Annotated in this window: 17 protein-coding genes; 8 read left to right on the forward strand and 9 right to left on the reverse strand. The window is 40.4% G+C overall.

Translation table 11 applies throughout. The features are described from left to right. The first annotated feature begins 189 nt into the window (after nucleotides 1–189). The 5 genes from V7L01_RS04905 (at nucleotide 190) to V7L01_RS04925 (ending at nucleotide 11,045) form a co-directional block, all read left to right on the forward strand. Complete coding sequence (locus V7L01_RS04905) at nucleotides 190–4,938, forward strand: response regulator (protein ID WP_335032448.1); 4,749 nt, start codon at nucleotides 190–192, stop codon at nucleotides 4,936–4,938. A 263-nt stretch (nucleotides 4,939–5,201) separates the two neighbouring features. Continuing rightward, entirely contained in the window at nucleotides 5,202–5,858 is a 657-nt protein-coding gene (locus V7L01_RS04910; RefSeq protein ID WP_335032450.1) for a hypothetical protein, read from the forward strand. Between the two features lie 47 nt (nucleotides 5,859–5,905). Then, complete coding sequence (locus V7L01_RS04915) at nucleotides 5,906–8,098, forward strand: OmpA family protein (protein ID WP_335032453.1); 2,193 nt, start codon at nucleotides 5,906–5,908, stop codon at nucleotides 8,096–8,098. A 50-nt stretch (nucleotides 8,099–8,148) separates the two neighbouring features. Next, nucleotides 8,149–8,673 carry a Rab family GTPase gene (locus V7L01_RS04920; RefSeq protein WP_335032455.1) on the forward strand — a complete coding sequence of 175 codons (525 nt, stop codon included), beginning with the start codon at nucleotides 8,149–8,151 and terminating at the stop codon, nucleotides 8,671–8,673. Between the two features lie 5 nt (nucleotides 8,674–8,678). Next, the gene (locus V7L01_RS04925; protein ID WP_335032457.1) at nucleotides 8,679–11,045 is read left to right on the forward strand and encodes an ATP-binding protein; all 2,367 of its coding nucleotides are present in this window, start codon (nucleotides 8,679–8,681) and stop codon (nucleotides 11,043–11,045) included. A gap of 35 nt (nucleotides 11,046–11,080) precedes the next feature. Here V7L01_RS04925 and V7L01_RS04930 read toward each other — a convergent pair whose 3' ends face one another. Next, entirely contained in the window at nucleotides 11,081–11,497 is a 417-nt protein-coding gene (locus V7L01_RS04930) for an ATP-binding protein (RefSeq protein ID WP_335032459.1), read from the reverse strand. Between the two features lie 150 nt (nucleotides 11,498–11,647). Here V7L01_RS04930 and V7L01_RS04935 point away from each other — a divergent pair, with 150 nt between their 5' ends. Next, entirely contained in the window at nucleotides 11,648–12,838 is a 1,191-nt protein-coding gene (locus V7L01_RS04935; RefSeq protein WP_335032461.1) for a SpoIIE family protein phosphatase, read from the forward strand. 44 nt (nucleotides 12,839–12,882) lie between these two features. On the opposite strand, the gene V7L01_RS04940 is transcribed toward V7L01_RS04935, so the two are convergent. From V7L01_RS04940 to V7L01_RS04970, 7 genes are all read right to left on the reverse strand, one after another. Next, nucleotides 12,883–13,209 carry an STAS domain-containing protein gene (locus V7L01_RS04940; protein ID WP_335032463.1) on the reverse strand — a complete coding sequence of 109 codons (327 nt, stop codon included), beginning with the start codon at nucleotides 13,207–13,209 and terminating at the stop codon, nucleotides 12,883–12,885. A gap of 105 nt (nucleotides 13,210–13,314) precedes the next feature. After that, nucleotides 13,315–14,025, reverse strand: a complete 711-nt coding sequence (locus tag V7L01_RS04945) for a PIG-L deacetylase family protein (RefSeq protein WP_335032465.1) — start codon at nucleotides 14,023–14,025, stop codon at nucleotides 13,315–13,317. Between the two features lie 228 nt (nucleotides 14,026–14,253). Then, complete coding sequence (locus tag V7L01_RS04950) at nucleotides 14,254–16,233, reverse strand: glycosyltransferase (protein ID WP_335032467.1); 1,980 nt, start codon at nucleotides 16,231–16,233, stop codon at nucleotides 14,254–14,256. A 93-nt stretch (nucleotides 16,234–16,326) separates the two neighbouring features. Then, the gene (locus V7L01_RS04955; RefSeq protein WP_335032469.1) at nucleotides 16,327–16,635 is read right to left on the reverse strand and encodes a DUF3131 domain-containing protein; all 309 of its coding nucleotides are present in this window, start codon (nucleotides 16,633–16,635) and stop codon (nucleotides 16,327–16,329) included. Between the two features lie 300 nt (nucleotides 16,636–16,935). Continuing rightward, nucleotides 16,936–19,851 carry a DUF3131 domain-containing protein gene (locus V7L01_RS04960; protein ID WP_335032471.1) on the reverse strand — a complete coding sequence of 972 codons (2,916 nt, stop codon included), beginning with the start codon at nucleotides 19,849–19,851 and terminating at the stop codon, nucleotides 16,936–16,938. Between the two features lie 141 nt (nucleotides 19,852–19,992). After that, complete coding sequence (locus V7L01_RS04965) at nucleotides 19,993–20,220, reverse strand: pentapeptide repeat-containing protein (RefSeq protein WP_335032473.1); 228 nt, start codon at nucleotides 20,218–20,220, stop codon at nucleotides 19,993–19,995. A gap of 288 nt (nucleotides 20,221–20,508) precedes the next feature. Next, a complete protein-coding gene (locus V7L01_RS04970; RefSeq protein WP_335032475.1) occupies nucleotides 20,509–20,997 on the reverse strand; it encodes an NUDIX domain-containing protein in 489 nt (162 codons plus the stop codon). A 108-nt stretch (nucleotides 20,998–21,105) separates the two neighbouring features. Here V7L01_RS04970 and V7L01_RS04975 point away from each other — a divergent pair, with 108 nt between their 5' ends. Further along, the gene (locus tag V7L01_RS04975; RefSeq protein ID WP_335032476.1) at nucleotides 21,106–21,684 is read left to right on the forward strand and encodes an NADPH-dependent FMN reductase; all 579 of its coding nucleotides are present in this window, start codon (nucleotides 21,106–21,108) and stop codon (nucleotides 21,682–21,684) included. Nucleotides 21,685–21,756: 72 nt separating this feature from the next. Here the strand turns inward: V7L01_RS04975 and V7L01_RS04980 are convergent, their stop codons facing one another. Next, the gene (locus V7L01_RS04980) at nucleotides 21,757–22,722 is read right to left on the reverse strand and encodes an acetamidase/formamidase family protein (protein ID WP_335032478.1); all 966 of its coding nucleotides are present in this window, start codon (nucleotides 22,720–22,722) and stop codon (nucleotides 21,757–21,759) included. Between the two features lie 111 nt (nucleotides 22,723–22,833). Between V7L01_RS04980 and V7L01_RS04985 the strand changes: the two genes are divergently transcribed. Further along, nucleotides 22,834–23,232, forward strand: coding sequence for an ankyrin repeat domain-containing protein (locus V7L01_RS04985; protein ID WP_335032480.1), 399 nt, complete (start codon nucleotides 22,834–22,836; stop codon nucleotides 23,230–23,232). The last annotated feature ends 228 nt before the right edge of the window (nucleotides 23,233–23,460 follow it).

A 23,460-nucleotide genomic window follows, 5' to 3' on the forward strand; every position in this document is an offset into this window, starting at 1 on the left:
TTCGTAATTTGTAATGATGCTCTCTTAACAAGATGCTCCGCGAATGTGCTACCGCTTCTCTACGAGACGCTACGCGAACGCTAACTTAATTCGTAATTTATAAGCTCAAAAATGAAAGCACCAATTTTTAATTTTTAATTTCTAATTTTCAATTTTAGCAACGACTTCAGAGGGAGATCAGACTTAAGAATGAAAACACCATTACCTGAGAACGAAAAACAGCGAATCGAATCTCTTTTGGAGTATAAGATCCTCGATACTCGTTCGGAAGCGGCCTTTGACGACCTCACCCATTTAGCCTCATATATTTGTGGAACTCCCATTGCTTTAATTAGTTTAATTGATAGCGATCGCCAGTGGTTCAAGTCAAAAGTTGGTTTAGATGCCCTACAAACACACCGAGATGTGGCATTCTGCGCCCATGCTATTATGCAACCTGAAGTTTTTGTGGTGCCTGATGCAACAGTTGACGAAAGGTTTGCGACAAACCCCCTAGTCACCTCCGATCCGAATGTTCGTTTTTATGCTGGTATACCACTGACTAACCCTGAAGGATATGCACTAGGAACACTTTGCGTAATTGACCATGTACCAAGAAACCTCTCTCCAGAACAAGTTGAAGCATTACGAATTCTAGGTCGCCAAGTAATTAAGCAACTAGAAATGCGGCGCACTTTAGCAAGTTTAGTATTGGCGAGTGATAAACGCAAACAGGCACAGAAGGGAAGCAAACAATTTTTTAAAAAAGTAGCTGGTGGGTTTGGGTTAGCATCGGCAATTTTAGTTTTGATTGTCGTGATTTCTTATCAAAACACACGTATATTGATTGATACAAATAATCAGGTACAAAAAACCCAAGAGAAAATCAATCTATTGGAAGAATTACTGTCCGAGATGAAGGATGCTGAGACTGGACAACGCGGTTATATCCTCACTGGGCAAGAAAGTTATTTAGAACCTTATCAAGCAGTAGTTGGAAACATCGATCAAAAAATTGTAGAACTGAAGGATTTAATCGCAGATCAACCTAGTCAACAAAAGCAGTTTGCAACCCTTGAATCTCTGATAGCTGCAAAATTTGCCATACTCAAGCAGACTATATACCTGCGTCAAAATCAGGGATTCGAGGCGGCATTGCAGGTAATCCAAACAAATCAGGGAAAAAATCTCATGGATGATATCCGCAAGGTCATCTATGAGATAGAGAATCAGGATAGAGGGTTACTTAAACAGCAGTCACAAGCTGCAAAAGCCAGTGCTAACAACACGGTTTTGACACTTGCCTTTGCTATTTCTCTAGGGTTTCTGATTCTGGCTATAGTCTACTACTTAATTTCTCGTGAGGTAAAAGAGCGTAAATTGACGGAGGAGACACTCAACACAGAACGCAACTTTATCTCAGCAGTCCTTGATACAGCTAGCGCTTTGGTAATAGTTCTTGACACACAAGGGCAAATCGTTCGCTTCAATCAAGCTTGTGAACAAACAACTGGTTACTCATTTGATGAGGTGAAAGGAAGGCATTTCTGGAACCTATTTTTACTTCCTGAAGAGATAGAGCCAGTTAAAGCAGTTTTTAAGGAATTGCGAGCTGGTGCAAGCCCTAACAAATACGAAAACTATTGGGTAACTAAGGATGGCAGTCGGCGGCTGATTGCTTGGGCTAACACTACCTTGCAAGACTATGGGGGCGACGTTGAATACATTGTTGGCACAGGTATCGATATCAGTGATGTCTCCGAAGAACTTCGTTTACGTAAACGCTCTGAACAACATTTGAAAGCAGAGTATGCTACAACACGCGTCTTAGCAGAGTCAACTACAATCAACGAAGCTATGCCCCAAATCCTGCAAGGAATCTGCGAAAGTTTGGGATGGGATTTAAGCGAATTTTGGATCGTAGATCGACGAGCAAATCTACTGTCCTTGCTAAATTCATGGTATAAAATTTCCTTCGAGATGCAAGAATTTGACATCCTCAGTCGGCAGACTACGTTTGCACCAGGAATTGGGCTGCCTGGTCGTGTCTGGGCTAGTGTTGAACCTGTTTGGATCGCTGATGTTGTTAAAGATCGAGATTTCATCCGCTCTGAAATTGCTGCCCAAGCAGAACTGCACGGAGCTTTCGGTTTTCCAATCCGTAGTGGTAAAAAAGTCATTGGTGTTATTACCTGCTTTAGCCATGAAATCCAGCAAGTTGACCCAGATTTGGCAAAAGTCATGAATTCTATTGGCGAGCAAGTAGGGCAGTTTATCGAGCGCAAGCAGGCAGAAGAACAACTCCAACGCCAAAATTTGCGATCGCAACTATTTACCGAAATCACCCTCAAGATTCGTCAGTCTTTGCAAATCAAAGAAATTCTTCAAATCAGTGTTACGGAGGTGCAAAAAATTCTCCATAGCGATCGAGTTTTGATTTATCAACCCTTGGCAGATGGATCTGGAGCCAGCATAGTTGAGGCAGTAGTTTCTGGCTGGCAGGCAATCAAAGAGAAAGAGCTAGCCAATGCTTACTTCCAAGCGGAATATACACAGCAGTACTATCTACAGCAGTATCGTCAAAAACGAGATATAGGGCTTGTTGACTTGGATATAATAGAAGTCCAAAAAAGCCATATCGAATTACTGCAACAATTTGGAGTCAAATCCAATTTGGTCATACCCATTCTTGTCAAAGAAGAACTCTGCGGTTTGCTGATTGTCCATCAGTGCAGCAGTTCCCGCCAATGGTCTAGCTTTGAAACTCATCTTTTACGGCAAATAGCTGACCAAGTAGGTATTGCCTTAGCCCAAGCCCAAATGTTAAACGCAGAAACTCAACAGCGACGAGAACTTGAAATTGCGCGTCATCAAGCTGAATTAGCTTCTAAAACCAAAAGTGCCTTTTTGGCGAACATGAGCCATGAAATTCGGACTCCGATGAATGCTGTGTTGGGGATGACAGGCTTAATGTTAGAAACTCCCTTAAACCCAGAGCAACGCGATTTTATCGAGACAATTCGGATTAGTGGAGACGCTCTCTTAAGCCTAATCAACGAAATTTTGGATCTATCCAAACTTGAGGCTGGGGAAATGGCACTAGAAGCTCTAGATTTTGACTTATCTACTTGTGTGGAAGAGGTGTTGGAATTATTGGCACCCCCCGCCCATAATAAGGGATTAGAAATAGCCGCGTTGATCTATCCCAACGTCCCCACCCACCTGCAAGGCGATGCTGGCCGCCTGCGGCAAATTCTGATGAACCTGATTAGCAATGCGATCAAGTTCACCAGCAATGGAGAGGTAATTTTACGAGCAGAATTGCGTTCGCAAGACTCTACTACAGCTACCATTTATTTCACCATCACAGATACTGGTCTTGGCATTACCCCTGAAGACCAATGCAAACTCTTTATGCCATTTACCCAAGTAGATGCTTCCACCACCCGCAAATATGGTGGCACAGGTTTGGGATTAGCCATCTGCAAGCAACTGGTAAGCTTAATGGGAGGAGAAATTGGCGTAGACAGTCTGTTGGGCAAAGGATCTAAGTTTTGGTTTGAAGTAACTTTTGCCAAGCAACTTCACCCGATTTCCTCAGAAAACGATGGCTTGTCTGCGACACGCTACGCAAACGCCAAGGGCGAACGCGAATTTCTGACTAATCGGCGTTTGTTAGTAGTGGATGATAATGCCACAAATCGCAAAATCATCCACCATCAAGCTACCCGTTGGGGGATGCTGGTAGATCACGCTGCTTCGGCTGCTAGTGCCCTCAAAGCTATTCAGGAGGCTGCCAAGCAAAAAAATCTCTATGACATAGCTGTGGTTGATATGCAGATGCCAGAAATAGATGGCATGACCTTGGGAGAACAAATTAAGGCAAATGCAGCGATCGCTGGGCTACCTTTGATTATGCTTACCTCTACTAATCAACGTGATGAAATCCAACGAGCGCTCAAAATAGGATTTGAGGCTTATTTGGTCAAACCTGTTAAGCCGTCCCGACTCCTCGATACCATCATGACTATCTTGGGAACGCAGCCAGAAGAAGAGACAGAAGTCAGGAGTCATGGGGGAGAGGGGGAGACGCAAAGACGTAAAGATGCGGAGAATTTATCTAGTACGTTCTCGGTGTCTCCACGTAAGAACCTTCCTGTTTCTGACTCCCCCAAACTTAGAATTCTCTTAGCTGAAGATAATCTAGTGAATCAAAAAGTTGCCTTGAAGCAACTCCAAAGCCTGGGCTATAGTGCTGATGTCGCCGGTAATGGGAAAGAAGTATTGCAATCATTAGAAAATATTCCCTACGATTTGATTCTGATGGATTGCCAAATGCCAGTTCTCGACGGTTTAGAAACCACAAAAGAAATTCATCGTTGGGAAGAAAGTCGCTTTGTTAGTGGTCGTCGTCCTGTAGTAATTGCGATGACAGCTAATGCCATGAAAGAAGATCGAGAAATGTGTCTAGATGCCGGAATGGACGACTATCTGAGCAAGCCAGTAATAAAAGAAAAATTGGCTGCGGCGCTAGAGCGTTGGGGAAGTGCGATATTCAGGGAAAAAGAAGCTGATGTTTTGGAGCAGACAGTTTCTACAACAGATGTAGGTTCAGTTAACCTCCCTATTGATTGGGAACGCTTGCATCAACTCTCAGAAAACAACCCAGAATTTGAATTGGAACTACTGCAAATATTTGTTGAAGATATTCAACCTCGTCTAGAGGCAATTAAAATAGCGATCGCATCTTATGACTTTGAAAAACTAGTGCACGAAGTCCATCAAATAAAGGGTGCTAGTGCCAATATTGGAGCTACAACCATGCATTTAGCAGCAGAAGAACTAGAACAACTAGCTCGCAATCAAGAGCGCCGAGGTACTACTAATTTAATATCAGATTTAGAAGAGTTTGTTAAACTAATCCAAGAATTTTTAAACTATAAAGATAGTAACGCCTAAACCTGAAAATAATAATATTTGTTAATAAAGTAACAGTGAGACTCTTTCTTAGTAAGCATGAAAAATCCTGATTTACCATTTTTCATTACTAATTCCTCTTTTTCCAGATAGAACTTGTGAACAATTGGGAATAATAACTTTGATGTCCTAAAAGTATGCTTGGTGAGTTAGCTGCATCATAAGCTAAGAATTTTTAGCCTAAATGTCAGTTAAATGCATCACCTCATATTCCCAATTGATTCCCGAAAGGTGAGGTTTTACTGATGAGCCAGATGAGTAGAGATGATGTCCGAGAAAGACTTGGCAATATCGATCAAATCCGCGATATTATTCTTGGAACACAGCTAAGAGAGTACGAAAATCGATTTAGCAAGCTGGAGTCAGATATATCTCTCCTGCAACAACAGATGCGATCGCATGTCGAGCAACTCAAATCCAACTTTTCGGCTGAACTAAAAGCAGGGTTTGAGTCACTGGATAAAAAGCTAAAATCACTCAACCTGGCAACTCAAGAAGAAACTCTTGACTTACGGCAACAGGTTGATAGACTTAATAAAAAGTTCTCTAGCAGCGTCCAGTCGCTCGATGAAACCTTAGATAGCCAAACTACCTCGATTCGAGATGAAATCTTTCAGACTAAAGTCCAATTACAAGATGATGTTACAGCATTAAGGGATCTGATTTTAGAAGAAATAGATCGACGCTTCTCCCAGTTGACAGACACTAAAGTTTCTAAAGACGATATGGCTGAAACTTTGTTTGCCTTGGGAATGCGTCTGAAAGAAACTGAATTTATTCCAAAATTGCGAGAAGCAGCCGATGAACGCAGCGACGAATATACTGCTGTACCGCTTCTAGAAACTACAAAGTTGTCAAAAGTGTTAACTCACTCCAACAGTACGCCAGAATTACATTCGTAATTAAGTCAGAAGGCAAGAATAACTCCTAACTCAGCACTCTCAAAAGGATGACTCAGGTGGAAAATTCGATTTCTCAATCTGTTGAGTTGAAGCCAGAAGAAGCTGGACAGCTTGACAATTTGCTGCATTTGCTAATCGAACTCAAAATTATCGAATCACCTGAGCAATCTTTTCCTTTATTACCATCAGAAACTGATAATAGTAACGAGTATATTACAGAAAAAATTGAATTACTGCAACTGCCTCCAGTGATATTAGAAGTATGCGAAGCTTATTTAGAGTCAGATTTTAATTTCCCTCAAGATATATCTAATTATCCACAAACTACTCAAGAAAAATTAGAAAATTCTATTGAAATATTTGCAGAATTTGAGGAAAAGTTAGATAACTCAGAGGATGCATTACAAAAATTACGGGAGATATTGGTCGGATATGAATTAGCAGAAATAAATAATATTACAGCTAAAATCGAACAAAAATTAACAAAAATAGAGCATCAAATTTACGACCCTCAAGAGCTAATAAATCTACTACTACCGTCGATTTCTGAGCTTTTAAGGCTGAAGATTATAGAGTCGAGAGAAGAAATTGTCGAGATAATTGCTCCTATTATTGATGAGACTATCCGCAGTCGCACTGAACAGGATAAAGTTAGCATGAGTAAAGCGATCGCACCTGTTATTCCTCTGGCAATTTCCCAGCAGATTATTATAGCGCCAGAAGATGTTTCAGATGCGATCGCTCCGGCAATGGGACGAGCGATAAAAAAGCAAATTGAAATTGAACAGAATATTGTGGTGGATGCACTCTACCCAATTATTGGTAGTACCATAGCCAAATATATGGCAGAGACAATCCGCGCCATTAACCGACAAGTTGAAGAAACCCTCAGCGTTGAAGGCATCAAACGTAAAATTCGTGCCAAGCTACAGGGAGTTTCGGAAGCAGAATTAATTCTTAAAGAAGCTTTACCATTTACAATTCAAGCCATTTTCTTGATTCATAAAGCATCTGGTTTAGTTATTTCAGATATTCAGCACTCTGATGCAGAGCAGCTAGAGGCTGAAATGATCGCAGGAATGCTGACAGCAATTCGTAGCTTTGCCAATGATTGCATCAATAAATCTGGAAACATAACAGAATTAGATGCAATTGAATATGGGACATCCAAAATAATTTTAGAAGTTGCAGGATATTGTTATTTAGCGATTGTTGTGCGAGGAGAGCCAAGCAAAAACTTTATTTGGCAAATGCGACAAGTCTTCAGCAGAATTGTTAAAAAGTATGGTGATTTAATTGAAAGGTTTGACGGCGATCCTGATTTAATTCCTATTGAAGTTCATACACTTCTAGAAGAACTCAAAGGTACAGATATTCAGGAGAAAAATAAAACAAAAATTTCCCCGCTACTGATATTAGGTTTAACAGTTATCAGCACCATTTTCATTCCTTGGGGCATTTGGCAATACCGTAGTGGCGTTATACATTCCATTGAAAATCAAACTTCCTTGGCTCTAACTTCTGTTCCAGAACTAGCCGTATATCGCCTAACTGTACAAGTAGAACACAATAAATTAAAATTAACAGGACGATTACCTAATCAACTTCTTCGCCAGAAAGCCGAGCAAATTGTCAAAATCACCTCTCCTAATTGGTTGATTGACAATCAAATTTTATTAGTAGAAGTACCAGCAGACCCCGTATTAGCTGCTGCTGAAGTCAAACGAGTCACAGCAGTTTTAAATCAGACTGACGATATAGCAATTTCCGCTCAATACATTGCTGGGAAAGTAGCTGTTGAAGGAACTGTCAACCGTATTGCAGATGCTCGGATTATTACTAATGCATTTGAACAAATTCCAGGCGTAAAATCTGTGTCTAGCGCCGTGCGAGTACAACCAGCACAGATTGAAGTTCGATTTTACTTTCAACCCAACTCAGCCAATTTAATGAAAGCAGATTTAGCGTACAAGGTTCAACAGGTCAAGTTTTTCCTCAATCAGCACCCAAATAAGCATTTAAAAATCATTGGTTATAGTGACTCTACTGGCGGGAAAAAATTTCAAAAATTGGCATTAGCGCGAGCAAAGTCTGTACAACAAGCACTGATTAAATTAGGTATTGAGTCATCTCGTTTACAGGTCATTGGTAGAACAAATTTACCACCAGGAATTGATGAAACTAACCCCTTGTGGTTAAGCCGCTGTGTCACTCTAGAACCGATAAACAAGCAATTTTAAGTTTATAGTAGCTATGATTCGGATAAAATATTCCCTACTTTTTCCCAACTATGTCTACAATCTCTAAAAAAATATGCTTATTTGGCGATTTTGGTGTTGGTAAAACTAGTTTAATTCGCCAATTTGTTGAGTGTCAATTTAGCGATGAATATCTTTCAACTGTAGGAGTAAAAATATCTCGTAAATTGGTTAGCGTTTCAGACAAAAATCTACTTAGTGCACAAGACTTACAGCTAATAATTTGGGATATTGAAGGCAGTAATAAGTTTAAGGCAGTTGCTAAAAGTTATTTTCAAGGTTCTAAAGGTGCTGTGATAGTTGCTGATGTGACACAAGCAGAAACGCTTCATCATATCCAGGAGCATATTCAAACGTTTTTAGCTGTTAATCCTAATAGCTATATTGTTGTTGCACTGAACAAATCAGATATGATTGCAGGCGAATATTTAGAAAAAATTCGTCAAATGTATCAATTCTCCGATCGAGCTAATATCTTAGACACATATATAACTTCAGCTAAGACTGGCAATAATGTTGATAAAATATTTCAAGCTTTAGCTAATCGTTTAATTTAATTAAGATGAACTCATTTCTGACAAACCTATTATCTATATGTAGTATTGAATATTTGATAATTGATGAAAACCTCAAGATTCTAGAGATGTCTTTGGGACTAAATCGTTTTGCTGACATTCCTAATGAAGTGAAGTCAGGTGAGGATGTTCGGATTGTATTTCCCGAATTAGAGGGACTTGAAGATGTTTTTGATGCAATTCGACAGGGAGAGCAAGATAATTTTGAATTAAAAGGAATTAGGCGATCGCAAGATACAGATCCTCCTTTATATATTGATATTCGGATTACTAATAATATCCCGGATGGACATTATAGCAATAAAATAATCATTGTTGTCGAAGACGTAACAGAACGAATGGTTCTTGAGCAATCTTTATTTCAAGGTGCAAATGAAGCAAATCTTTTGTTACGTAACTTAAAAGCTTCTAAACAATATATTGACCAAATCGTGACATCAATGGCAGACGCCTTGTTAGTGACAACGCTATCAGGTGAGATAAAAAAAATCAATTATGCAGCACAAAAATTATTGCAATATACCGAAATAGAACTCATCGGTCAACCTATTACAAAAGTTATTAAAGAAATCAATAACTTTCCTCTGATAGCTAGCGATATTGAAAGTATTAATACATCTCACAATCAAGATATAAATGATTTAGTAAAAGAGGTAGAAACCGTTTGCTATACCAAAAGTGGTCAAACAATTCCTGTAGCTTTTTCATCCTCAATAGTGAAGACAGAAATTGAACATTTTCAAGGTTATGTCTATCTTTTGCGAGACATGACTGAACGCAAGCAGGCAGAACTTGCTAAACAGGAATTCTTAGCGATGATTAGCCATGAGGTTCGGACTCCGATTGCATCGGTAACTGGTATGGCTAGTTTGTTGCTATATACTGAATTGACTGCTGAACAGAAAGATTTTGTTGAAATCATTCACACCAGTGGAAATTCATTACTCAAAATTATTAACGATTTTCTTGACTTCTCCAAAATACAATCAGGCAACTTGGAACTAGAAGAGGAACCTTTTGCTTTGCGAAGTTGTATTAATGAGGCTTTGTATATGCTTACGCCTACAGCTAGAGAAAAAGGTTTAAACCTCACATTTTTAGATAATCCTAAACTTCCTACTATGATTGTGGGGGATATCACCCGACTGCGCCAAGTCTTGATTAATTTACTCAGTAATGCTATTAAATTTACCGAAAGGGGAAGTATAGAAATCTCAGCTATAAGCCGCAAGAGTAGCGATATTAATCATCCTTCATTTGCAGCAAATACTGACGAAATTCAGTTTAGTGTTAAAGATACAGGCATCGGAATTCCACGCGATCGCCTTGAACGTTTATTTAAAGCCTTCAGTCAAGTTAACTCCTCCATTACTCGACAGTATGGTGGTACTGGGTTAGGTCTTGCCATCTGCAAGCAACTGTGCGAATTAATGGGTGGCAGAATTTGGGTTGAAAGTGAGTTTAGTCTAGGTAGTACATTTTATTTTACAATTGCCGCTTCTGTTCTTCCAGAGGAGGCACGAGTGAAAACTTCTGAAAACAACCGTGATTTTTCTGTTCCAGATTATCCTAAATTAAGAATTCTCTTAACTGAAGATAATCTAGTTAATCAAAAAATTGCCTTGAAACAACTTAAAACATTGGGCTACAGCGCCGATGTTGCTAATAATGGGCAGGAAGCGTTGGAGGCATTAGTAAAAATCCCTTACGATTTAATTTTGATGGATTGCCAAATGCCAGTTCTCGATGGTTTAGAAACTACAAAAGAAATTCATCGCTGGGAAGAAAGCAGCTTTGCTAGCGGTCGTCGTCCTGTAGTAATTGCGATGACAGCTAATGCGATGAAGGAAGACAAACAAATGTGTCTAGATGCCGGAATGGATGACTATCTGAGCAAGCCGGTGATGAAAGAAAAATTGGCGGCGACCCTAGAGTATTGGGGAAGTGCGATATTCAAGGCAAAAGAAACACCTGCCACAGAGCAGACAGTTTCTACAACAGATGTAGGTTCAGTTAACCTCCCAATTGATTGGGAACGTTTGCACCAACTCTCAGAAAACAACCCAGAATTTGAATTGGAATTACTGCAAATGTTTGTTGAAGATATTCAACCTCGTCTAGAGATGATTAAAATAGCGATCGCATCTCATGACTTTCAGCAACTAGCGCTTCAAGCCCATCAAATTAAAGGTGCTAGTGCCAATCTTGGAGCTACAACCATGCATCTGGCAGCAGAAAAACTAGAACAACTAGCTCACAACCAAGAGCGCCGAGGTAGTACTAACTTCATCTTAGAGTTAGAAGAGTTTGTTAAACGCATCCAAGAATTTTTAATTAGGACTCTTAACTCATAATTCCTAACTCATAACTCCTGGCTATTGCTGTAACTTTAGTAATATTTACTAATAAATAAACAGTAACGATTATCTTCTGTCGGCTCATAACTCAATTTGTTAGCAATGGCGGACATGATTTTTAAACCCCGCCCACGCTCTCGATCGTTATCCTCAAATTCAGATACTTGCCGCAATTTCTGCTCTAAGTCAAAGGGTTCGCCTTGAGACCAGATGCGAATTTCTATGTATTCATCTAACCGTATAGCTTCTATTTCAATAGGAGTTTCAATAGGTAAGTTTTTATGGGCATGTTCAACAATGTTAGTAAAGCCTTCTATCATCAGAGTTTGACATTGCCACCAAATTTCTTTATCGGTAATAGGTGGTTGATTTATCTGATCGAACCAAGTTAAAACTTGAGGTGAAGCTGTAAGGTCTGTGTTGACTTTTAGACAAATTTTATTATTCACTTCTTAACTAAGTAAATATTTTTAAATCATCATATTCGCTAACGAGTTTATTTAATTTGAGTATTTTTACTATACATGAAAAACTAAATCTCATATAAGTTAAATTAAAGCAACTATTTACTTATCATTTTACCTAAAAAACTGTAATTTATGTTTAAAATTCTGATTATTGATGATGACCCTATAGTACGAACAGTACTGAAAAGAACACTCCAAAATCAGGGTTATGATACCAGTGTCGCCAAAAATGGCGAAGAAGGAATTACACAAGCACAACTGCTACGTCCTGCTCTGATTATCTGTGACTGGATGATGTTCCAACTAGATGGGCTAGAAGTGTGTCGTCGAATTAAAACAGATCCAGAGTTGGCAACTACTTTTTTTATTCTATTGACTGCTAGGGGAGCAGCTCGAGGGGAGGAGGAAGATAGAGTTAGGGGACTTGACGCTGGAGCAGACGAGTTTATCTCTAAACCAATAGAGATGAATGAATTGAAAGCACGGGTAAGAGCAGGACTAAGGTTACACCAGCTAAATCAGGATTTACAAAGTAAAAAGCAAGCTTTAGAGACATTAAATCAAGATTTACAAACCCAAAAGCAAATTTTAGAAGCAGAATTGGAACAGGCCGCCGATTATGTGCGATCGCTTTTACCCTCACCACTTGTAGGATCGGTAACTACAGAAAATTTGTTTATTCCCTCAGCACAGCTAGGAGGTGATTGCTTCGACCATCATTGGATTGATGAGGATAATTTGGCAATTTATTTGTTGGATGTATCAGGTCATGGGGTGGGTTCAGCCCTCCTATCAGTTTCAGTGTTGAATGTTTTGCGATCGCAATCTCTACCGAACACTAACTTTTCTCAACCAAGTGAAGTTCTAAAAGCGCTCAATCATGCCTTTCAAATGACGAAACACGGTGATAAATACTTCACAATCTGGTATGGAGTTTATCACCGCCTTAAACGTCAACTCATTTATGCCAACGCCGGACATCCACCAGCTTTATTGTTATCTAATACCTCTACGAACAGCATTCAAGTTAAACAGTTAAGTTCTTTAGATTTACCAATTGGCTTTTTACCTGATATCCAATTTGAGGATGCTATTTTGGAGGTCGAAGAAAACAGCACTTTATACATCTTTAGTGATGGTGCGTATGAAATTAATCAGTCAGATGGTAAAATTTGGGGTATCGAAGCTTTCATTGACTTACTAACCAAATATAGCCAAAAAGATTGCTGTAACCTAAATCAGCTATTAGCAAATATTCTTACCTTAAATGCTCAAGATAATCTTGATGATGACTTATCTTTGATAAAAGTTAACTTTGGTTAGTATAGTCGAGATATGCAAATTAAAATTTTGTATTGTCTAACAGCTTACTGTGTTGCCAATACTTGGCGATTGAATTCATCTTGGTCAGCAAAGGTTTTAAAAATTCTATCCATCTTAGTTAGTTCAAACAGCATCCTGACTTGATCGCTGATAGAACAGACAAAAAGTTTAGCATTAGCATTTCGTACCATTTGCATTGCTGATACTAAAGCACCTAAACCTGAGCTATCAATAAACTTGACTTCTTTCATGTCAAGCAATAAAATATCGGCTCCATTCGCCAGAATGCTGCTAACTTCACGACGCAGTTCATTACCTCTAATACCATCTAAAATTCCAGATAATTCTAGCACTGTTACGCTCATGTTCATGGTTTTACTTTCCTGTTATTTGCTTTGGAAATATGTATTTATATTTTGGCATTGACCTAAGTAAACCGCAATAGAAAAAACAACACTTTCGTCTATTATATGCAATTAGCTGTGTTTGATTGCTTGGTAATTATTATTTGCTATTGCACTAAAAAAGCTGGCATCTACACATTGGCGCGAGATTTCAAAAGCTTCAAAATAACCATCTTTTTGACCTAATTCTCGTGCCCAAAAACGAGATAAAACTAGTATGGCATCAAGTTGCATAAATGCTTTGTTTACCTCTGATTCATAACACCCAATGGCTGCAACTTTTTCCTCAATGACAGAAGTAATATCCACAAAAAAATTGGGTTCAAAACCACGCAAAAAAACAGGCGGTGCTGAATACCATAAAGATATGTTTTTGCGCGTAGCAACATTAGAAACTGCGATCGCACACACTTCATGATCTCTATGTCCATATTTTTCAGGTTGTGGTGCATGAGTAACGATCAGATCCGGTTGCCAACGCTTAATAGCTTCTTCAGTAACCTTAATCACTGCTTGTGTTGAGAAATTATACTCCTCAAGTGCATAAAACTCATAAGTTGCACCGATGATTTTACCTGCGGCATCGGCTTCTTGATGACGTGTACCCTTAACAGGCGAACTGGAAAGACTGCCATCAGTCAAAATTAAGCAACGAACATTCCATCCTGCCTTAGACATTAGACTGAGAGTGCCAGCAGCAGGTAGAACTTCATCATCAGCATGAGCATAAATCGTTAAGACAGTTTGCTGACCAAATTTGTTTGAGTCTGAATAAGTGTTCATAGCTGTTTCTTTTCTAAATTGGATTTATAAGGCAATACGGTTCAGTTAAGGCTTTACTCTTTGTCAAAGTGAATTTTTTTAACGAACCGCAAAGGACGCATAGACACGAAGTGGCTTCCCGAAGGGTAGGACACGAAGTAAGAGAAGAAAGAGAAGAAAAAAAGCTTAACTGAACTGTATTGATTTATAAGGGAGTTAAGAGTTATTCTCCTTATCCCCTTGTCCCTCTTAGGCTTCTTTTGAAGGCTGCCAAACAGATGCGCGGATGATAGCCCACAAAAGTGACAAGTTATAGATAGCCCATGCACCATTGAGTAGGTGAACCCAAGGATAATTTAGATGACCAATTGCAAAGCGGTAAAGACTCCACAATATTCCTAGAATCGTGAGGGCGAAGACAACCAACTGTGGCCAAACCAGCCGGAGATAAATGCCCGATTGGCGTTGCTTAGGTGTTACTTGGAAATTGAGTTTTTGTCCTGTGAACACACTCCATACGGCTTGGATTAATAAGGGAAATAAAGCGATCGCATATTGTTCTGAACGCCAAACTTCTCTAGCTGGAATGCCCCAAGTGGCTGCTAGGAAAGTCAGACGGTTAATAATAAAAGCTGGGAAAAAGTGTACGGCAAAGTCAGGGCCGTAGGTTTTAACTGGAACAATGTCCGTAAAAAAATAGATAATTGGACAAGAGATAAAAACTAGAGTTGCAAAACCAGAGAAATAACTATACATCGTCTTAAAATATTGCAACCTTTGCCAAAAAGTTAACCCTGATTTTGTCAGTGGATTTTCCCTCACTAGCACTTGGATAGTTCCTTGTGCCCAGCGTAGCCGCTGTTTAAGAGTAGAACTTAGATCGTCTGGCGCTAAACCTTCTGCCAAAAGTTCATTGTGATAAATAGATTTCCAGCCAGCACTATGCAGACGCATGGCTGTATTCATATCTTCGGTAATACTATTACTCGATACCCCACCAACTAAATCAAATTCATCTAAACGTTTTTCATCTTTGGCAAATTCATCAGCAAAATTTTGCAGTCCTACACTAACTAATGCCTCACGTCTCAGTATTGCATTTGTGCCCGTATAGAATGCAGCATTCATGCCATCTTTACCTTGTTGAAGTGGCCCATAAAATAAATTTGCTCGATGTCCAAAAGGATCGCCTGGAGGAATATTGTAAAAGTCCTGGCGGGTCTGGACAAAAGCAATTTGATTCTGGTCGTATTTTCCTGTTGAAAGATTATAAGTGTGGAAATAAGGCAGAACTCGCTTGAGAAAATTTGGCTTGGGAATGTGGTCGGCATCTAAAGTAACAATAAAATTTCCTGCCGTTTCTCCAGAAAAAATTGCGTAATTGATGTTGCCTGCTTTAGCATGATGCGCTACGCCAGGTGTCTTGGGACGAGCAATGTAGCGAAAACGAGCAAGTTCGACTAGTTCGAGTTCTTTCTTACGAATAGATTCTTCTAAGGCTTTTCGTTCGCTAGTTAAGCGATCGCTTATACTTTGATGCTGTGGAGGTAACCAAAGAATGAGCGATCGCAAACTTTGGACAAATTCGCTGGTAAATTGGTTCGCCACCGATTCTGATGATTGCAACCATTTTTCAGCAGCTTGAGTATTAGGTGTAAGATTTTCCAGTTGCTTCAGGCGCTCCAACAAGCTAGAGTGTTCTGCATCAATTCGATTCGCTTCTTGCTGTAGTTGTGCTGACTGCAAATCCTCAATACACAATCTTTCTGTCATAGCTCGCATCTGGGCCGAGTTGCCATCATCCAGCACATAAACTCGTAATTTTATTGCTGGGTAATCCATTTTCAGAGCAGCTTTGGCAGTTTCTTCTACAATTTCCGGTGGCTCGTTGTAGCAGGTTACAAACACATCCACTGTTGGCCAGTCAGCTCTAGGTATAGGTGGGGTCATCTGGTCAAGAGACTTAACCTGTCGCACTAAAGGCCGCCATAACCCAATCACAAACATGACGCCACCGAAATAGCTATAAATTTCTGCTATCAGCAAAGGAATAGAGATCCAGAGCGCATCAAAATTGATGGAATGCGTGATGCGCCATTGCAAATACCAGATACCAAAAATTAAATTTATTTCTGCTAGATAGCGAAATAACAGCGTTCTTTTTTTGAGTAATGAACGGCTGTTACCGGAAAAGTTTGAGGAATTATCAATAAGAGAAACTGAAGCCATGTTAGTACCAGTACATAAAAAAATTGAGGATTAAAAATTGAATTGTTTTAATTTTTAATTTCCGAAGAGTCAAGCAGCAATGGATGTCTGCCTCTAGCTTGGTAAACTGTGAGCAGCGTATTGCTCGTAGCCTAACCGCCCTTCCTGCACTTCGAGAAGTTTGGCTGCTCTGGGAATGGCACCATTTAACCAACCATTTTTGACAAGTTTTGATATATGCCAACGAGCGACAATGCGATTAATGCGTGAAGCGAACCTGTCGCTCTTAGGTGAATTGCTATATTCTGGATAATGCGATCGCATAACATGCAATCCTAATAAAAATCGCGCCATATCCAAAGCTGACCAACTACTTGTACCCTGTAAAATTAGCACCATCAGCGCCAGTCGTACCTTGTTCATAGATTTGAAGGAATAAACAGGGATTTTGAATTAAAATGTCTGTTGCTCGTTCGAGCTACGGACTGCATTGACTCATGTACAAGTATTCCCAAATAGAACTGATTATTAACAAACACAGCTTTGTAATTACAGTGAGTTGCATTTCAACGAAGAGGCAGGGGAGGGAGGGGGCAGGGAGAAGTGAATCATAACTGCCGTGAAATGAAGGGGGGAACATGGATCTGAGTTCCCCATCCCCCACTTTATAAGCGTGGTTCTCGTACCCTACGGGAAGCTAGCACAACAGGTGGGGTCGAATCCCTATTCTTTTCCATCCCCTCTGCTCCCTGCACCCTGCTCCCTTGCCTCGACTTTTGTGCCAGTTACTAACGGAGTCTTTTCGCTACTTGAAGCCCAGTAACTTCCAGAACTATCAGAAATTAAGTGGGTTTGTTGTGTGGCAGTATTGGGTAGACCTCGCCCAGAATTTCCCTTAGTAACTTCTTGCCACCAAGGAGATTTCATGCTGTTAGCCGGACGAATTAAGGGTTGTCGATTCATCACTTTGTACAGCAAGGATTGCAAAATCATACTGTTGGTGCTGCTGGTGAAACCAACTGCCGTTTTACCCGTAGTTTCATAGAAGCCCTCATAAAATCCAGCTAATGGATTGTATAAGTCAGTCGTTCCTTGCAGTAACTCTTGAGTGTACTTGTTTTCTGGAAGCAAGACATTATAGGCAAAAGCGACTGCTGTACTTACCAATCGCCCCTTTGGTATAGGTTGACCGTCATCTCCTAAAGCCACCCAAGGTTCGCCCTGACCAGTAATTGTGCTGTGGACAGTGTAAGGTTTACGATCGAGCAGAGTGGTAGCTGAGGCTGTGAGAGTGCCGGTGCGGCGGTAACGTTCAGCTTGCGCTTGGAAAATTGGTTCAAAGAGCGATCGCATTTGTGGATCTAGTCCAAACTCCAGTGCATAGAGTAAGAAAGGATTGCTAACTGTGTATTGGTTTTTGTAGTTAGTATCCGTGCGACGGCGTTGGACTGGTACTTTCACTCCCTCCACTGAGGCAGTTTGATATTCACCGCCAACAGCAGAACCATCAACATTAAATCCCCATAATTGAAAAGCACGAGCGGCATATTCCTCATAACCCAAGCGGGTTACAGGGTTGACGCGGGTAAGCGATCGCCCATCTTCCTCTTTGGTAACAGTCGCACTGGAGAGAATACCTTCGCGCACCACACGCAAGTATGACCAATCCAGCACAATTTTATCTACGGCAGCCGTGTATTCTGGATGACAAGTTTTTAAGTTGTAAAGCCCTGCCAGCATTCTGCCTAAATCTAAAGCTGACCAGCCGTTGCCTTCTGGAATCGCATTTCCACCATAATCTACTGATTGCAGCGATCGCGTATCGTAACCTCGACTTGGTAACTCTCCAGCAAACAACGGTAATTTTATCAAGGCTGCTAAAAGATGCCGGGTGCGCTGGTCAAATTCTTTGGGCGTAATTATATCGAGCGATCGCGCTGCATGGAGTGCTGCGAGATAATCTCCTAATCCCCAGAGGGTTGCGCCTTTGAAATCACTGCGATCGTCTATCAGCCCACTCTTGGAGTGATAATTCGCTTGAAAGTATCGCCAAGCCGCCTCTGCATAACGCCGTTCAATTATTGACAGCGGTCGATCTAGTTTGAGATTAGATGATGGCTTGGGACTATCTACTGGTGGAATAGGTGCAACGGCGACTTCTGTGGGTTTAGAAGTATTCGCAGGGGTTGGGGTAGGAGTCGTAACAGTAGAATTTGGTTGATTTGCGGTAGGAGTCGTAACAGTAGAATTCGGTTGATTTGCAGTCGGAGTCGTAACAGTAGAATTCGGTTGATTTGAGGGTGTTGTAGGAGAAGCATTTTCACTGGGCTTACCAGTAGACACACTCACAGAAGCAGAAGCAATTAAAGGGTGATTTCCCTTAGCTTTGTAGTATAAAATCTCCAAAATCAGCCCATTAGTATTACCTGTCAGAGCTTTATTGGGTTGTTTTGATTCTTCAAAGATACCAGCATAGTAACCACTGTCATCAGGGCTGCGGAGATCCTTGACTGCATCAAAAACTTTTTGAGCATAGGCATTATCTGGAAAAAGATAGCGCCAACCAAAAGCTGCTTTTGTGCTGATGCTGCGAAACTGTGGATAAGGTTGATTGGCATCCGTAATTGTCGCCCAGTTTACACCGTTGGCGTAGACGGTGTTGTAGAGAAAATAAGGCGCTTGGTCAATATTATCTTCTGTGACAGCAGTCAATTGACCTGTGGTGTCATAACGCCGTTTTTGGACATCTAAAACTCTGGCAGCAAAATCAGCTAACTCACCTTGCAAGCCAAATTCAATCCCATCAAGGATATAAGACTCACTAACAACGTAATTATTAGCGTTGGTGCTTTTAAAGTCACGGGTATCAACGGGAATTTGCACGCCATTAATTTCGACTAGCTTAAATGGTTCTAAAGAAATAGCCTTGGGTGCAGAGAAACCCCAAAGTCCATAACCTCTAGCGCCGTATTCTTCGTAACCGAGTCGTCCTTCTTGCACCAGTAATGTTTTGTTGTCTGGGAGAACAGTAGCGCCATAAAGTTGCCCATCTTTGAGCGATCGCGCTACTTGCCACTTCGCTACAATTCCTTTGAGCCAATCATTATATTGAGGATGACAGGTACGGATGACATCAAAGGCAGCCAGGATTCGGCCTACATCCAAAGCAGACCAACCAAGACCCCGCTCAAGCGGATTGTTGCCATAATCAACCATCTGTGCATTGGCTGCGTTATAGACTTTATTAGGCAACGCATCTTCAAATAACTTCAAGCTGTTGAGAGTCGTCAAAAACTTATTGAGGCGGGAATCAAAGTCTGCTTGGTCAGTGAGATTCAACCAACGTGCAGCATTCAACGCCATTAGGTAGTTACCCATATCCCAGAGTGTACCCGAAGGATAACCCCCAGTAGAATTGGTAAATCCTGTTGCTGGCTGATAATTTTTGACAAAATACTGCCAAGCACCACGAGCGTAAGTTTGTTCTTCAGGTGTAAGAGGGGCTGTAATATTGCTACAGCTATTGGAATTTTGGGATAAGACTGGTATCGGGATGTAAAACAACAATTGCAGAAATGTCCCAACTAGGAACAATGCAATCCATCTCAACAGCTTTCGTTGAGGGGGTTTGTATATCATACGCAAAAAAGGAATTAGGAGTTAGATAGCGCATAGCGCGTCTGTACAGTTATATTCCTAAATCAAGATTTATGAGGTGTATTCTTTGTGTAATGGCTTTATCGATTAGGTGGAGTAGCGATCGCACTCCCATCTTCCTTATTAAACCCGATAGTCATTGCTCAGGATACTCCCATCTGGCATGATGGTGTTGCAGAGAATACACTTATCAACATCGGCATCCCAAGCACCAGTCAGGTTAGCCTCGGTCAAATCAACTCGCTCGAAGCCAACACAGTCCAACTTAGCGTTAGTCAGGTTAACACGTAACCTAACACGAAGCGATATTAATCTTAGTGCATAAACAAATATATAAAACAGGTTTAGCATTGATTTTTTCCAAGAAATTGAGAGCTTATTATAGTGTAAATATTTTCTGTTTTCCCGATATCATATCTTGGGTTCCACTACGTTACACCCAACCTACAGGAGATAGCGATTGCACTGTGAATATTTCCAGATTTTTTATTTCTCACTAATTAACTAACTCCAACAAATAAATTATCCAATCTTGTCGGGAATTTTTTTATTTAGAAGCCCTTTGTGGGATATTAAAAAAGGTGTAAAATCCACAAATGTGTGCTTCTACATGTTGCTTGAAATCTCATCACCAAAATTTTAAAACAACAAAAATTCGCCGCTTTTCTTGTATTCCTGAAACTTTTCCAAAACAGGGCGATCGTTTGGCATTAATGTAGGTAAGTCCGCCAAATCAAAAAATTCCAGCGCCAGCGATTCTCCATCTAAGCAAGCGAGACTGCCTTCCCATTCAACGGCTCGCAAAATCAAATTGAAGGTTTGGACGCGATCGCCGTTGGGATAAGTTACAGTTTCAAAGGCTGGATTGGAAGAAAACCCCACAGCTGCAAAACGCTTAACCGTTAAACCAGTTTCTTCAAAAACCTCTCGTGCTGAACATTCTTCGGCAGACTCACCTACTTCTGGATAGCCACCAGGTAGCGCCCAAAGTTTAAAATCACTTCGTTTTTGCAACAGAACGCGCCCCAAGTTATCCTCGATAATCACGTATACGCTAAATAACAGAAGTAGGCGATCGCCTACAATTTGTCGTAACTTGCCCAGATAAGAGTCTGACCAATTCGCCATAATCTTAGAAAAAGTTTCTAAAGAAAATCTAAAGGTAGCAAATAGCGATCGCCTGAAAACAGGATAATGCAGCTGAACAGGTTAATTATTCCCATTCAACTTAGAATTATGGCATCTACACCTAAAATCCTCGCCTTTGCAGGCAGCGCCCGGATTGATTCTTACAACAAAAAATTGGTGAAAATCGCGGCGGCTGGCGCTCAGGCAGCAGGCGCAGAAGTGACTTATATAGACCTCCGCGATTTGCCCCTACCTCTGTATGATGAAGATTTGGAAGCTCAAGAAGGACTACCTGCAAACGCCCGCACTTTCAAGGATTTGCTAATTTCTCATCAAGGATTGCTGATTGCTTCGCCGGAATATAACAGTTCACTCACAGCAGTTTTAAAGAACGCCATTGACTGGGCATCTCGTCCAGCCCCAAATGAAGCACCGTTGGCTGCTTTTGCAGGTAAAGTTGCTGCCATTATGAGCGCTTCCCCAGGCGCTCTTGGTGGTTTGCGGGGGTTGGTTCACCTGCGGTCTATTTTGGGAAATATCAAAGTTTTGGTACTTCCCGATCAAATAGCAGTAGCCAAAGCTTACGAAGCCTTTAATCCTGATGGCACGTTAGTAGATCCTAAACAGCAAGAATCTATTGAAAAGCTAGGCGATGGCTTAACAAAAATATTGCTGAAGCTAAATTAAAGTCTTCAGGTGTTCAGTAAACAGCGAACACCTAAAATATTTAGATGTAAAAAATGGTCGATATATTGCAACTTATAAATTGACACTCTCAGACAAAATTGATTTTGGTAGCATTCCATGCACACCTTTGTGAGGGCTGTTCACAACTTGAGTGATATGAAAATTTACAGCTAAACTGCACAATACATAAGCATCTTCTGGCGACAAATTGGTGAAGCGTTCCAGAAAATCAATCATGTTTTTTAAAGCCAGTTCTAAGGCTTCATCTAAGGTTGGAGCAAACCCCATTGTAATGATATGAGTTGGAGTTTCGGCAATTGGTGTTGTTAGTTGTAAATCTTTGCGAACTTTGAGGGTAATTCTACCGTTCATAGAAGTTTCAATGGCGGTGACATTTACTTCACCATCTCCCTGTGCAGAATGCCCATCACCAATAGAAAATAATGCACCTGGGACGAAAATCGGCAAAAATAAACGAGAACCAGCTTGTAGTTCCCGATTGTCAATATTACCGCCGTAAGAACCTGGTGGGACAGAAGTACGAGAAGTTTCTGGCGTAGCGACACCAAGAATTCCAAAAAACGGTTTGAGGGGAATTTTTATGCCAGCACCCACCGGAAATTCTGCGATATTGTTTGCTAAATCTAGAGGAATAAATCTCAACGCAGGTTGAGGAAACTGATGTGGTAAAGCTCCCCAACCTGTACGAATGGCATTGAAGCCGATGGGTAAACGAGGTGCGATCGCATCTAATTGTACTTCTAAAACATCCCCTGGTTCGGCATCTCGCACATAAATCGGCCCTGTGAGTAAATGCGGCCCTCCGGCAATTTTGCGTTCTGGTAGAAGATTTTGGCAGATGTCGAGAAATTCTGGTGTGAGAAACTCAGGTGGTGCTTTGTCATAAACGTAGTAACCAGTGTAAGTTTCCACATCAACCGTATCACCTGAATCAATAATGAGCGCTGGTTCTAGCAGATGAGAGAAGCCACCTAGATGTACGCTTTCCTTAGTAGCTTTTAAAATATAATGAGTCATCGCTTTTGTTGCAATATATCTAAATCACCAAGAGCCGCTTACTACAAACCTTTATTTACACCCACTTACTTGTACTAAAATATTTCTAAAAACTAGCAAGGGGAAAAAATAATGTATGGAGACTACATTATACCTGATGGAGATTTTGCCGAAGCACTGATTCGAGCAATTCGCTTTCATTACTTGGAAGAAGTTAAAGCTCTTATTTCTGTTCAACAAGATATTAATGCTAGAGACAGCAGTGAACTTTATTGGACTCCTTTAATGTATGCAGTTTTTGAAGAATCTCTAGATATAGTTAAATTGCTAGTTAAGGCTGGTGCAGATGTCAACATGAGAGGCTCAAATCCAGATGAATTCCCTTTAAATCTATCTGCCTACGCTTGTAATGATGCTTTCTCTCATAGTAATGAATTTGCTCGTAATAAAAAGATTTTTGATTATTTGGCTCCACTAACTTCGCCAGAACTGCAAGCAATTGCACAGAAAACTCTAAATCGAAATAATTAGATTAATGTAAATACAGGATTCGTCAAACATTAAAACAATATTACTTTTTTGAAAATAGTAGCTATATTTAAAAGGTGCTGATGAATGGGATATTGAATTAACTTTATTGCTGGTTTTGCAGAGCAAGTATGAACAATGCTTTTAAACATGAGGCGTAGGAATCTTTTCAACTTTCGTCAAGCCTCAGATGGAAGGATGCCTACTAGTACTCGTATCAAATCTTCTAAA

The sequence above is a fragment of the Nostoc sp. genome (assembly GCF_036917095.1).
Taxonomy (GTDB): domain Bacteria; phylum Cyanobacteriota; class Cyanobacteriia; order Cyanobacteriales; family Nostocaceae; genus Nostoc.